General features: G+C 71.6%; 14 protein-coding genes and 1 pseudogene. 6 read left to right on the top strand and 9 right to left on the bottom strand.

Going from position 1 to position 12,404, the window contains the following annotated elements; genetic code table 11:
• Nucleotides 1-1,381: cellulose binding domain-containing protein (locus tag AB0K28_RS38580; protein ID WP_364379934.1), on the bottom strand; the 1,381-nt coding region annotated here is incomplete at its 3' end.
• Between the two features lie 157 nt (nt 1,382-1,538).
• The gene (locus tag AB0K28_RS38575; protein WP_364379931.1) at nt 1,539-2,579 is read right to left on the bottom strand and encodes a LacI family DNA-binding transcriptional regulator; all 1,041 of its coding nucleotides are present in this window, start codon (nt 2,577-2,579) and stop codon (nt 1,539-1,541) included.
• Between the two features lie 41 nt (nt 2,580-2,620).
• Between AB0K28_RS38575 and AB0K28_RS38570 the strand changes: the two genes are divergently transcribed.
• Entirely contained in the window at nt 2,621-2,761 is a 141-nt protein-coding gene (locus tag AB0K28_RS38570; protein WP_364379928.1) for a hypothetical protein, read from the top strand.
• Nucleotides 2,762-3,165: 404 nt separating this feature from the next.
• On the opposite strand, the pseudogene AB0K28_RS38565 reads toward AB0K28_RS38570, so the two are convergent.
• Together AB0K28_RS38565 and AB0K28_RS38560 are read right to left on the bottom strand one after the other, a co-directional pair.
• Nucleotides 3,166-3,531, bottom strand: a pseudogene (locus AB0K28_RS38565) (MEDS domain-containing protein); the annotation flags it as partial.
• A gap of 107 nt (nt 3,532-3,638) precedes the next feature.
• The gene (locus AB0K28_RS38560) at nt 3,639-4,943 is read right to left on the bottom strand and encodes an MFS transporter (protein ID WP_364379925.1); all 1,305 of its coding nucleotides are present in this window, start codon (nt 4,941-4,943) and stop codon (nt 3,639-3,641) included.
• 62 nt (nt 4,944-5,005) lie between these two features.
• Between AB0K28_RS38560 and AB0K28_RS38555 the strand changes: the two genes are divergently transcribed.
• Both AB0K28_RS38555 and AB0K28_RS38550 read left to right on the top strand, forming a co-directional pair.
• Nucleotides 5,006-5,452, top strand: coding sequence for a helix-turn-helix domain-containing protein (locus AB0K28_RS38555; RefSeq protein ID WP_345385328.1), 447 nt, complete (start codon nt 5,006-5,008; stop codon nt 5,450-5,452).
• Between the two features lie 129 nt (nt 5,453-5,581).
• Nucleotides 5,582-6,010, top strand: coding sequence for an ATP-binding protein (locus AB0K28_RS38550; protein ID WP_364379921.1), 429 nt, complete (start codon nt 5,582-5,584; stop codon nt 6,008-6,010).
• 19 nt (nt 6,011-6,029) lie between these two features.
• Here the strand turns inward: AB0K28_RS38550 and AB0K28_RS38545 are convergent, their stop codons facing one another.
• A complete protein-coding gene (locus tag AB0K28_RS38545; RefSeq protein ID WP_345385329.1) occupies nt 6,030-6,437 on the bottom strand; it encodes a four-helix bundle copper-binding protein in 408 nt (135 codons plus the stop codon).
• Nucleotides 6,438-6,546: 109 nt separating this feature from the next.
• On the opposite strand from AB0K28_RS38545, the gene AB0K28_RS38540 reads away from it, so the two are divergent.
• Together AB0K28_RS38540 and AB0K28_RS38535 are read left to right on the top strand one after the other, a co-directional pair.
• Entirely contained in the window at nt 6,547-6,810 is a 264-nt protein-coding gene (locus AB0K28_RS38540; protein WP_345385330.1) for a hypothetical protein, read from the top strand.
• A complete protein-coding gene (locus AB0K28_RS38535; RefSeq protein WP_364379917.1) occupies nt 6,800-7,600 on the top strand; it encodes an SDR family NAD(P)-dependent oxidoreductase in 801 nt (266 codons plus the stop codon). Before AB0K28_RS38540 ends, AB0K28_RS38535 begins: the two co-directional genes overlap by 11 nt.
• Nucleotides 7,601-7,620: 20 nt before the next feature.
• Here AB0K28_RS38535 and AB0K28_RS38530 read toward each other — a convergent pair whose 3' ends face one another.
• Nucleotides 7,621-8,556, bottom strand: coding sequence for a zinc-binding dehydrogenase (locus AB0K28_RS38530; RefSeq protein WP_364379914.1), 936 nt, complete (start codon nt 8,554-8,556; stop codon nt 7,621-7,623).
• Nucleotides 8,557-8,715: 159 nt separating this feature from the next.
• On the opposite strand from AB0K28_RS38530, the gene AB0K28_RS38525 reads away from it, so the two are divergent.
• Complete coding sequence (locus AB0K28_RS38525; protein ID WP_364379911.1) at nt 8,716-9,042, top strand: sensory rhodopsin transducer; 327 nt, start codon at nt 8,716-8,718, stop codon at nt 9,040-9,042.
• Nucleotides 9,043-9,055: 13 nt separating this feature from the next.
• On the opposite strand, the gene AB0K28_RS38520 is transcribed toward AB0K28_RS38525, so the two are convergent.
• The 3 genes from AB0K28_RS38520 to AB0K28_RS38510 are packed head-to-tail and all read right to left on the bottom strand — an operon-like array spanning nt 9,056 to nt 12,285.
• A complete protein-coding gene (locus AB0K28_RS38520; protein WP_364379908.1) occupies nt 9,056-10,420 on the bottom strand; it encodes a sugar ABC transporter substrate-binding protein in 1,365 nt (454 codons plus the stop codon).
• The gene (locus tag AB0K28_RS38515; protein ID WP_364379905.1) at nt 10,420-11,361 is read right to left on the bottom strand and encodes a carbohydrate ABC transporter permease; all 942 of its coding nucleotides are present in this window, start codon (nt 11,359-11,361) and stop codon (nt 10,420-10,422) included. The genes AB0K28_RS38520 and AB0K28_RS38515 overlap by 1 nt, the downstream gene beginning before the upstream one ends.
• A 12-nt stretch (nt 11,362-11,373) precedes the next feature.
• On the bottom strand, nt 11,374-12,285 hold the full coding sequence (locus AB0K28_RS38510) for a sugar ABC transporter permease (RefSeq protein ID WP_364379902.1): 912 nt from the start codon (nt 12,283-12,285) through the stop codon (nt 11,374-11,376).
• Nucleotides 12,286-12,404: the final 119 nt, after the last annotated feature.

The following is a 12,404-nucleotide window of genomic DNA, read 5'->3' as shown; positions in this document are numbered from 1 at the left end:
TGCTGTCGAACGTCCAGCGCTTGGTGAGGGAGCCGTTGCGGAAGTCCCAGGCGGCGATGACGCTGCGGGTGTAGTAGCCGCGCGCCATGATCAGGCTGGGCCGCTCCCCGTCCAGGTACGCCGTGCCCGCCAGGAAGCGGTCCACCCTGTTGCCGTAGTTGTCGCCCCAGGACGACACCGTGCCGCGCGGCGGGTCGTAGTTCACCGTGGACATCGCGGCGCCGGTCTGGCCGTTGAACATCGTCAGGTACTCAGGGCCCGACAGGATGTAGCCGCTGGAGTTGCGGTGGTCCGCGCCGGCGTTGCCGATCACCGCGCCGCGGCCGTCCACGGTGCCGTCGGCCGTCTTCATGGCCACTTCGGCCCGGCCGTCGCCGTCGTAGTCGTAGACCTGGAACTGCGTGTAGTGCGCGCCGGCGCGGATGTTGCGGCCCAGGTTGATGCGCCACAGGCGGGTGCCGTCGAGTTTGATGCCGTCGATGTAGACCGGGTCGGTGGTGCCGGACTGGGAGTTGTCCTTGGAGTTGTTCGCCTCCCACTTCAGCACGAGGTCGAGCCGGCCGTCGCCGTCGAGGTCGCCTACGCTGGCGTCGTTGGCGTGGTGGCCGCTGCTCGGCGGGGAGATCGGCACGTCGAGGTAGCCGTTGGCGAAGCGCAGCGAGGGCTCCGACGCCGGGCCCTCGGCGCCGCCGGTGACCGGCCTGACGGTGTAGGAGGCGTCGGACGAAGCGCCCGCGTCCAGGTAGTTGGTGGAGTCGGTGACGGTGGCGACGCGGGTGCCGCCCCGGTAGACGGCGAAGGCCGTCTCGCGCGGCTCGGTGCCCAGCAGCCGCCAGGAGACCAGGTTGCCGCTGCCCGACCGTACGCTGATCAGCCCCCTGTCCAGGTCCTCGGCCTGCTTACCGCCCTCCGGGTCCGGCGGGTCCGGCGGGTCCGGCGTGATGGTGGGCGTGGGCTCGCCCGACTCGCCGGTGCAGGCGACCCCGTTCAGCGTGAACGCGGCGGGCGCCGGGTTCGAGCCGCTCCACGAGGCGTTGAAGCCGAACGTGGTGCTGCCGCCGCTCGGGATCACGGCGTTGTAGCCCGCGTCCTCGGCCCGTACGTCGGCGCCGCTCTGCGTGGCGGCGGCGTTCCACGCCTGCGTGATCCGCTGCCCTGCGGCGAACGACCAGTCCAGCCGCCAGCCGTCGATCGCGTCGCCCACGTTGCGGATGGTCACGCTGCCGGTGAACCCGTCGGACCACTGCGTGGCCACGGCATAGTCCACCTCGCAGGCCACCGCGGCGGCCGCGGACGTCTGCAGGCCGGCGGCGCCCGCCGCCACGAACACGGCGCCGGCGAGCCCTGCGGACAGCAGCGCGGAACGGGGTAAACGTTTCATTGAGCGTCCAATCGCCGTACGGATGCTGGGGCGCCCACACCGTAGGAAGGCCCTGCTCAGGGTGTCAACGATCGGACCCTCGGCCGCGACACGGCGATTGTTACCTTTCAGGTCAGCGGCGGGAAGCCCGGCCGGCGGCGCTGAAACTTTCGGAGCCTCAGCGGCGCGGCGGCGCCGTCGAGTCGCGGACCACCAGGCGCGGCCGGTAGACCAGCTTCTGGTGCCGGTGGCCGGGCCGCGACTCGTCCAGCAGCAGCTCCGCGGCGACCCTGCCCAGCTCGCGCTTCGGCTGCCACACCGTGGTCAGCGGCGGGGCGAGCTGGGCGGCGAACGCCACGTCGTCGTACCCCACGACCGACATCTCCCCCGGCACCGCGATGCCGCGCTCGCGCAGGCCGCCGATCACGCCGAGCGCCGCCGTGTCGTTGAGGCAGACGATCGCGGTCGGCGGGTCCGCCGCGCCCAGCACGTCCTCCAGGGCCGCCGCGGCGGTCACCGTGATGTCAGGCGACGGCACCCGCACCTCCAGCACACCCTGATCGGGGTCGAGTCCCGCCTTGACGAACGCCCTGCGCACCCCCGCGTGCCGCTCAGCCGTCTGCTGCACCTCGATGGCCGCGCCGAGCAGCGCGATGCGCCGGTGCCCCAGCTCGATGAGGTGCGCCGCCACCTGCTCGCCGCCCCACCGGTTGTCGATCGACACCGAGCACAGCCGGCCGTCGGAGCGGTGGTCGAGCAGCACCACCGGGACCCCGCGGCCGGCCAGGGCGACCAGCGGGCCGAGGTCGTCCTCGACCGGGGTGATGAGCACGCCGCGCACCCGCTGCTTCTCCAGCTCCTGCAGGTAGTGGCGCTCGCGGCCGGGCTGCAGGTCGGTGCTGCAGGTCATGAGCATGCAGCCGTCCTGCAGCAGGCGGTCCTCGACGCCACGGCACACCTCGGTGAAGAACGGGCCCGCGATGTCGAGCGTGACCGCGCCCACCAGCGGGCTCGGCAGGCCGCGTAACCGGCGGGCGGCGTTGTCGGGGAGGTAGCCGATGCGTTCCATCGCCGCGTGCACCCGGCGGCGGGTCTCCTCGGCGACGAGCTCGGGGCTGTTGAGCACGTTGCTCACGGTCGTGGGCGAGACGCCGGCCTCCTTCGCGACCTGGCGCATGCCGGGGCGGCGCGTGGAATCGAGCGGAGCGTCCCCATTCACCGCAGCACCATACCGGGCTCGCCGCGCACGAGAGGACGCTTATGACACTCGGGGCACTGATGACGCTCGGGGCACTGATGAGCTCCTCCTCGGTGGCGCAGCTCGTGGCGGCGCCGCTGCTCGGCCGGCTGTCCGACCGGTACGGGCGGCGCCCGCTGGTCCTGCTCGCCGAGAACGCCTGACCGGTGGACGGCTGAGCGGGGTCAGACGGGGGTCGTCCGGGGGGGGGTAGGACGTCGATGGTGACGAGGTCGTCCACATGAAGCAGGCGGAGGTGGGTGGCCTGGGCGCGGGTGGCGCGGACGGTCAGCGGGCGGGAGTGGACGCGGGCGGCGGTGCCCAGGTCGGCCATTGCCCGGACGCTGAGGAAGGACATGCCGCTGATGTCCACGACGTAGTGGTCAGGGGTGAGCGCGGCGAGCAGCGCCTTCCAGGCCAGGGCGTTGGAGCGGTCGGTCTCGCCGGAGAAGGCCAGCCCGCACCCGTCGGGGGTCGCGCGGTGCCCGAAGCCGGCCGCGTCGGCGACCGGGTGCGCCTGGCAGACGCGGAACACCTGCTCGGCGGTGAAGACGCGGGTGTCGAACGCGCACAGCGCGGTGAGCGTGGCCTGGGTGAACAGCGTGATCGAGGCGGCCTCGAACGCGACGAGCGCCTCGGGGTCCACGACGCTCGGACGGGCCCAGCTCATGTCCACCGCCACCCACAATCCCGGGTAACCGGCGATCAGCGCGGCCTGGGTGGCGTCGTGGTAGGTGGTGTGCAGGCGTACGGCGTCGAAACCGCCGGCGAGCTGGACGTCGCGCGGGTCGACGAGGCGCACGTGGCCGTCGCGGGCCGCCGCCCGCAGCGGCGCCGAGGCGGCGAGCCGGTCGCCGATCAGGCGGCGGAGCCGGCGGGGCACGAAGAGCAGCACCTGGCCCCGCGCGGTCACGCCGCCGCGCGCGAACTCCATGGCCAGGTCGGCGAAGCCGGCGTCGGAGCCGAAACGGGCAGCGACATGGTCTCCCGCGCGCACCGTCGCCTGTACCGGCATCGTGCCGCCTCCCCACCCAGGTTCCCTCATCCTAGGCCGCGGCCTCGCGCCGTCGAGGGTGTCTTCTGGGAACGTGCTCTTTCCGGTACGACGCGGCGATCCACCGCCCAGACGGCCAGGGCGCAGGCCGCGAAGCCGGCGCCGAGAAGGCTGGCGCCCGTCCAACCGTGGGCGGCGAAGACGGCGGTGGTCGTGGCCGCGCCGAGTGCGGAGCCGAGCGAGTAGAAGATCATGTAGCCGCCGACGACGCCGCTGGTCCTGCCGGGGTAGGCGGCGGTGAGCCGGTGCTGGTTGCTCACGTGGACCACCTGGACGGCGAAGTCCAGCACCACGATCCCGGCGATGAGCAGCCACAGGGACCAGCGCAGCTGGCCGATCGCCGCCCACGAGCCGATGAGCAGGGCGAGTGCGATGCCGGTGACGGGCGCGGCGCGTCCCGCGTCGGCCCAGCGTCCCGCCCTGGCCGCCCCCAGAGCGCCGGCGAGCCCGGCGACGCCGAACATCCCGATCTGGCTCTCCTCCAGCCGCCAAGGGTCGCCCGCCAGCGGCAGGGCCAGCCCACTCCACAACGTGCCGAACGAGGCGAACAGAAAGAACGTGACGAGCCCCCGCGTCAGAAACAGCCGCTCCCCGAACGGCACCCGCGCCACCACCACGCCCCGGCCCGAGCGCTTCCCGGCTGGCACACGCTCCGTGGCCACGGCCTCGTCCGGGCCCTCCCCTGCCGGCACGCGGCGCGTGGCCGCCATCCGGCGTGGGCGGTCGTCGGGTGGGAGGGCGGTGCGGACGAGGGCGGCGAGGATGAGCGACAGTGCCGCGAGCGCGGCGTAGACGCTGCGCCAGCCCCACATCTCGGCGAGCACGCCGGTCACCACCCGCGCGCCGAGGATGCCGGCCACCACGCCCGAGGTGACGACGCCGATGCTGCGCCCGCGTTCGGCGGGCGGTGCGACCGCGGCCACGTACGCCACCGTGGTCTGCACCACGACCGCGAACAGACCGGCCGTCGCGAGCCCGGCGAAGGCCACCCACCCGGCCTGCGCCAGCGAGGTCAGGGCCGTGCCGGCGGCGGTGAGCACCAGGTGCGCGGCGATGAGCCGGCGCCTGTCGAGCACGTCGCCGAGCGGCACCAGCAGCACCAGCCCGGCGAGATAACCGATCTGGCCGATGGCGACGATCCACCCGGCGCGCTCCGCCGGCACGCCGAGGTCGCGTCCCATCTGCTCCAGCACCGGCTGGGCGGCGTAGACGCCCGCCACCGCGACGCCGCACACCACCGCGAGCAGCGCCCGCCGCCACCCGTCCATCGCCATCCCCCCGATCAGTTGCATATCGAAACCAATCCCGACCGTAGGGCATAATGGTTTCAATAAGCAACCGATAGGAAGATGACATGAGCGCCGCGGACCTCGCCTGGACCGACCCGAGCTGCCCCGTCGCCCGCACGCTCGACCTGGTCGGCGACCGATGGAGCCTGCTCGTCATCAGGGACGCGATGGACGGGGCGCGATCGTTCACCGAGTTCCAGCGCCGCACCGGCATCGCCCGCAACATCCTCACCGACCGCCTGCGCAGGCTGACCGCTCACGGCCTGCTCGCCCGGCGTGCGGCAGCGCCGTCGGGCCGCCGCCAGGAGTACGTGCTCACCGACGCGGGCCGCGACCTCTTCCCCGTCATCGTCACCCTGCGGCAGTGGGGCGAACGCCACGCCTTCGAGCCGGGCGAGGCCCACTCCACGCTGGTGGATCAGCACGGCGACCCCGTGCCCGAGCTGACGCCGGTCGGCGCCGACGGCAGCATTCTGGACACCGGCACCACCCGCGTGCGGAAGGCCGGATAGCGGCGCACCCTGTCCGGCGGCTCAGGTCAGGCGCGCTCACCGGAGACCTTTCCGTGAACAGGCGAACGACCGCCGCACAACCGCGCTTAGGATTTTGTGCAGTGCACTTACCAAAGAGCGGCCGATGGGATGGATCAGGCGGTGACCATGGGCGAGTCCTACGGCCTGCACGTACCGATCGACGACAATCTGGCCCTGCTCCGCGAGCTGGTGGGCACGTTCGCCCTGAAGGCCGGCCTGAGCAAGTACCGCACGGAGGCGCTCGTCCTCGCGGTCAGCGAGGCGGCCAGCAACGTGCTCGAACACGCCCAGGCGGCGGGCACGGTGAGCGCCCGCCGTGACCTCGACGGCATCACCGTGCACGTCGTGGACGAGCGCGGCTCGTTAACCCACGAACACCTCCGACGCACCCCGCCCTGGCCGCCCCGTCGCGGCCTGGGCCTGTTCGTCATCCAGCGGGTCTGCGACCGCGTGGTGCTCGACCATCCCGGCGGGCGGTCGCGGCTGGAGCTGTTCATGCGCTTCGGCCCCGACGACGCCCTGCCTCAGCACTTCTAGAGCCACTTCTGAGCCGTGCTCACCCCAGGGCGGCCATCAGCTCGCGGCACGCCTGCTCGCAGTCGCGGCACGCCTGGGCGCACGTCACGCAGTGCGGGTGGTGGTCGTGGCGGGCGCACTCGTCGCCGCACGCCTTGCACGCCTGGGCGCACGCCTCCAGGACGACCCTGGTCAGGTTGGCGTCGTAGCCGGTGTGCCGCGACAGCACCCGGGCCGTCGCCTCGCAGAGATCGGCGCAGTCGAGGTCGCTGCGGACGCACTTGACCAGCTCCGCGACCTCGGGCTCGCTCAGGCAGGCGTCGGCGCACGCCGTACACGCCTGGGCGCAGCTCATGCACTGCTCGATGCACCTGATGAGCCTGTCCTGGTCGACGCGGCCGAGGTCCTGTGGATACGCGGAGAGCATCTCCGCCACCTGTGAAGTCATGTCGCCTCCCGTTCGCCAGCCACCGCAGCTACCCACCTTGCACGGCCCGCTAACCCGGCCCGGTCCGGGTATGGCGGGCTGTCGAACGCGTAACGAAGGGGGTCAGGGAATGACGCTTCATCAGGGCGAGGACGAGCGCGCACGAGGGCTCGATCGGCAGGCCGCCGCCGAGACCGCCGCCGTCATCACGGGAAGCGTGACCGGGCGCCGCGCACCGGCTCCGGCCGTCGTGGCCGCGCTGCTCGCCGGGGCCTGCGGCGCCGTCGTCGCCGCGCGGCTGGTGCGGGCCCGGCTGTCGAGAGGCGTGAGAGCCCCCGTGCTGGGCAGGCGGTGCCAGAGCACGCACGAGAGGATCCGCCATCATGAGCGTTGACGCGGGCCGGCCACTCGCGCTGGTCACCGGGGCGTCCAGCGGCATCGGGTACGAGCTGGCCAAGCAGTTCGCCGGCCACGGCTTCGACCTGATCATCAACGCCGAGGACCCCAGCATCGCCGACACGGCCTCCAAACTGCGCCGGCCGGGGGCGTCCGTGCAGGGCGTACAGGCCGATCTCACCACGCACAACGGCGTCGAACGGCTCTACGCGGCCGTCGTGGACGACGGCCGTCCGCTCCAGGTGCTCGCGATCAACGCGGGGGTCGGGGTCGGCGGGCCGTTCGCCGAGACGGAGCTCGCCGCCGACCTGCGGCTGGTCGACCTGAACGTGCGGTCCGCGGTCCATCTGGCCAAGCTGTGCGTACGCGACATGGCGGCGCGGCGGCAGGGGCGGGTGCTGTTCACCTCGTCGATCGCCGCCACCCAGCCGGGGCCCTTCGAGGCCACGTACGCGGCGTCGAAGGCGTTCCTGCTGTCGTTCTCCGAGGCGCTGCGTGAGGAGCTGAAGGACCACGGCGTCACGGTGACCGCGCTGATGCCAGGCCCCACCGAGACCGAGTTCTTCGAACGCGCCGGCCTCGAGGACACCCGGCTCGGCAGCTCGAAGAAGGACGACCCGGCGCAGGTGGCCGAGCAGGCGTACGAGGCGCTGATGAGCGGCAAGGACCACGTGGTGGCCGGTTCTCCCAAGAACAAGGTGATGGCCGGCGCCGCCAAGCTCATGCCGGAGACGGCCAAGGCCAAGGCCCACCGCCACCTGTCGGAGCCGGGCTCCGGCAACGACTGACGCTCCCGGCGGTCGCCGGCTCACTGGCAGGCGATGACGAGCTTGACGCCCGCGCCGGTGCGCTGGCGTTCCCAGGCGGCGGCGATGTCCTTGAGCGGGACGACCTGCACGTCCATGGTGAGGCCGCCGGACGCGGCCAGCTCGGTCATCCGCAGGTAGGCGTCGCGCCGGACGTCGGCGGGCGCGTGGAAGACCGCGAAGCCCCGGATGTCGAGCGCGGCCGAGCGGACGAGCGGGGCGGGCAGCTCGATCGCGGTGGCGGCCTGCTGTCCGAGCTGGACCAACCGGGCGCCGTGCCGGGCCGCGCCCATCGCCGCCAGCGCGGGCGGCCCCCACAGCGGGTCGATGATGACGTCCACCCCGCCGCCCGCGGCCGCACGCATGGCGGCGGCCACGTCGTCCGTGTCGCCGGTGAGTTCGACGTGGGCGTCCGCGTTCAGGTGGTGGAGGCGGGGGCTGGAGCGGGCGGCGGCGATCACGCGGCCGGCGCCGAGGGCGCGGGCGATCTGGACCGCGGCGGTGCCCACCGTGCCGGTCGCGCCCAGCACGAGGACGGACTCCCCCGGCCGCAGGCCGGCGCGCCACTCCAGGGCCAGCCACGCGGCCAGGCCGCTGTTGCCGAGCGCCGCGGCGAGCGTGCCGTCGACGCCGTCGGCGACGTCGAACAGCGCGCCGGACGGCACCAGGACGCGTTCGGCCAGCGCCCCGTACGGCGGGACGACCGTGTCGAAGAACACCCGGCGCCCGTCCGGCAGGCGGCCGACCCCGTCGCTCCCGACGACCGACGGCAGGGGCGGCGGCCCGGTGTAGAAGGTGCCCGACGCCTTGGCCAGGTCGAGGTGGTTGAGGCCGGCCGCCTCGACGTCGACGACGACGGCGTCACCCGACGGGCGCGGGTCGCCGAACTCGCCGTAACGCGGCGGCGCGCTGTGCTCGTGCAGTACGGCGGCTCTCATGCGGCGTGTCGTCCTTCCGGTCAGAAGACGTATGCCCTGGTCAGGCGGGTCGTATGAGGTCCTGTGCCCGCGTGCCGCCCAGGTCATGCGACGGGGGTGATAGTTCGGGCCGCGCCTGGGTAGCGGCTCTCCTGCCGCAGCAGGAGGACGGGAGCACGCATGAGCACCATGGCGGGAAGCTGGAAGATGACGATCGCCGACGGATGCCGGCCGGGAGACCGGTTGAGCCTGCTCAACCTCAGCCCTGGCCCCGCCCACGTCGAGGTGACGCTGTGCGCGCAGGGCGACCGGCCGCGCGGCCCGATCCGGCTGACCATCCCGCCCCGGCGCACCCGGTCGTCCGTGGTGGAGGACCTGATGGACAAGGCGGGAACCATGGCGCCAGGGCCGGCGTACACCGTCGTGGTGGTGTCGGACGCGCCGGTGCTCGTGCAGCCGCACCGGGCGGGCCGGCAGGCGCCCGAGCTGACCCGCCCGGCGGCCTAGCGCCGCACGCGGGTCAGCCGGCCACCTTGAACAGCTCGTTCAGCTGGTCGTTGAGGCGGGTGAGCGAGCTGGCGGGGGCCTGACCCAGGTAGACGGCGTCGAAGGCGGGTTGCGAGAGCGCCGCGATGTCGGCGGCGTTGGAGGTCACCGGCAGCGGGAAGGTGGTGTGGTTCTCGATGTGGTCGGTGAAGGCCGACACGTCGAGCCCGCGTTCCTTCTTGTTGTACGCGATGGCCAGCTCGGTCCCGGACGGCCGGGCGGGGAAGACCACGCCGGAGCGGCCGATGAGGTTCTGGCACTCCTCGCCGGACAGGTACTTGACCCACTTGGCGGCGTTCTCCGGCTGCTTGGAGAACGTGGTGACGGAGTCGGCGAGCCCGTTGAACATCGAGGCCCGCTTCCCCGACGGCCCGATCGGGTTGGGCGCGACGCCGATGTCCAGCTTCTTGCCGTCGGCGTCGGTGAGCTTGGTGAACGACGAGATCGTCCACGAGCCGTCGAAGCCCATCGCGGCGATGCCCGACTGGATCTGCTTGTCGGCGGTGATCGCGTTGCTGCCGCCGATCGCCGCGTAGCTCGCCATGTACCCCTTCTTCACCAGCCCGAAGTACCAGTCGAGGGTCTCCTGCAGCACCGGGTCGTCGAGGTTGAAGCGGGTGCCCCAGGGGTTCCTGTCGGTGGGCTGCCAGCCGGCGCTGCCGGTGAAGGCCGACCACTGCGTCTGGCCCCAGTTGTCGCCGCCGGCGCCGTTGGCCGCGAGCCCGTACGTCTTGACCTTGGTCTTGTCGAAGCCTGGCTCGTCGCCGCGCACGCCGTTCCGGTCGATGGTCAGGTGCGCGATCGTCTTCTCGAACGTGCCGCCGTCGCGCGGGTTCCAGGTCAGCTCGCCGAGCGTCTCCGGGGAGATGCCGGCCTCCTTGAGCGCGGTGGCGTTGTAGAACATCGCGATGGTGTCCCAGTCCTTCGGGGCGCCGTACCGCTTGCCGTCCTTGCCCTTCCACAGCTCGGCCAGGCCGGCCTGGTAGTCGGAGTCCTTGATGTCGCTGGTCGGGCCGAGGTCGTCCAGCGGGCGCAGCACCTGCAGGTCCACGAACTGGGGGAACTTGGTCAGGTGGTCGGTGAAGACGTCGGGGGCGGTGTCGGCGATGAAGCTGGCGGTCAGCTTCGACCAGTAGTCTTCCCAGCCGTACTGGGAGATGTTGATGCGCAGGCCGGGGTTCTGCTTCTCGAAGGCGTCGGCGCACTTCTGGTAGCCGGGCTGCTGCGCGGAGTCCCACAGCCAGTACTCGATGGCGCCGCCGGCGCCGCCGGTGCCGCCCGCGCCGCAGGCGGCGGTGGTGGTCAGCAGAAGCGCGGACAGGAGGATTCTTCTGAGCATCACTTGATCCCGCTGAAGCCGATGGAGTTGACGATGCGGCGGGCGAAGACGAAGAAGAGCAGCAACATCGGCAGCGCCGCCACCAGCGTGGCCGCCATCAGTCCCGCCCAGTCGGGGCCGGCCTGTGGCTTCTGCGACTTGAACACGCCGAGCGCCACGGTGAGCACGCGCGACTTGTCGGTGTAGCTGACCATGAGCGGCCAGAAGTACTCGTTCCAGGAGGTGATGTAGGTGAGGATCGACAGCGTCGAGATGGGCGCGGCCGAGATCGGCAGGATGAGCCGGAAGAAGATGCGCGTCTTCGACGCGCCCTCCACCAGCGCGGCCTCCTCCACCTCACGGGAGATGCCGAGGAAGAACTGCCGCAGGAAGAACACCGCGAACGGGGTCATCAGCATCGTCGGCAGCGCGATGCCGAGCACGGTGTCGACGAGGCCGAGCTCCTTGATGAGCACGAAGTTCGGCAGCAGCGTGAAGATCGCCGGGACCATCAGGCCGGCCAGGAAGACCGCGAACACCTGCTCGCGGTAGCGCCAGCGCAGCCGGGCGAAGGCGTAGGCGGCCATCGAGGAGAAGAACACCTGCCCGGCCGTGACCATGGTCGCGACCAGCACCGAGTTGAGCAGGTAGCGCCAGAACGCGATGGGCTGTCCTGATCCGCCCGCGTCGATGGCCTCCTGCCCGGTCTGCAGGCCGAAGACGCGCTCGAAGCCGCCCCACGAGAACCGCACCGGCAGCAGGCTGTCGCCGCCCGCGTAGAGCGCGTTGTTGTCGGACAGCGCGGTGCGCAGCACCCAGTAGAACGGGAACAGGCTGCCGATGATCACCAGGACCATGAACGTCCAGGCGATGATCCGGCCGATGCCCGGCCGGGGTCTGCGCGGCGGCTCCTGGCCGGCGGCGGGGGCGTCGCTCGGGGCGGGGGCCATGACGGTCGCCATGTCACACTCTCCCTAGGCCAGGTCGGAGCTGCCGGCCCGGGTGAGCCGGTATTGCAGGAACGTGATGATCATCAGGACGATCAGCAGCGCGACGGACATGGCCGAGGCGTAGCCGAACTGGAAGCGGCTGAACGCGGCCTCGTAGATGTAGTACTGCAGCACGTTCGAGGAGTTGACCGGGCCGCCCCTGGTCGCGATCGCGATGGTGTCGAACACCTGGAACGAGCCGACCACGCTGATGATCAGCACGACGGCGGTGACGGGCCGCAGCAGCGGCAGCGTGATGCTCCTGAACATGCGCAGCTCGGAGGCGCCGTCCATGCGGCCGGCCTCGTACAGGGTCGGGGGGATGGTCTGCAGGCCGGCGAAGATCAGCAGGGCGGTGTAGCCGACGTGCCGCCAGACGTTGATGAGCGCGACGGTTGGGATCACCCAGGCGGAGTCGGCGAGGAACGCGACCCTGTCGAGCCCGAGCAGCTCCAGCACCTTGTTGCCGATGCCGAGCTGGTAGTCGAGGATCCACAGGAAGACCAGCGCCGCGACCACGTTCGAGACGAGGTAGGGCGTCAGCACCAGCCCGCGCAGCCACGTCTTGCGGGTCAGCCGCTGCATCAGCACCGCGATGATCAGCGCGAGCACCGTCTGGATGCCGATGTTGACGACCACGTAGTAGACGGTCACGCCCAGCGCGTTCCAGAACACCGGGTCCTCGACCATGCGCACGTAGTTGTCCAGCCCGGTCCACCGGGAGGGCGTGAGCAGGTTGAACTTGGTGAAGCTCAGGTAGATGCCGCGCAGCGTGGGCCAGAGCAGGAAGACCAGGAAGCCGATGAGCGCGGGGAGGATGAACAGGAGCGCCAGTCGCGTGTCGTCGCGAGGTCGCTTGGCGGTGCCGGTCGTCGCCGGCCTGGTGGGGGTGGCCATGGTCTCTCCTACGCCGTCACCGGCTGATCGGCCCTGGGCCGCGTCTACCCTCTCTGCACGTCAACCCGACGTGCCAAACGGTTAGCGGAGAGTCTCTTTCCCCATGACACCCCGTGTCA

Source organism: Nonomuraea sp. NPDC049504, from assembly GCF_040676845.1.
GTDB lineage: Bacteria > Actinomycetota > Actinomycetes > Streptosporangiales > Streptosporangiaceae > Nonomuraea > Nonomuraea salmonea.
This window is presented reverse-complemented; position numbering and strand designations above follow the sequence as displayed.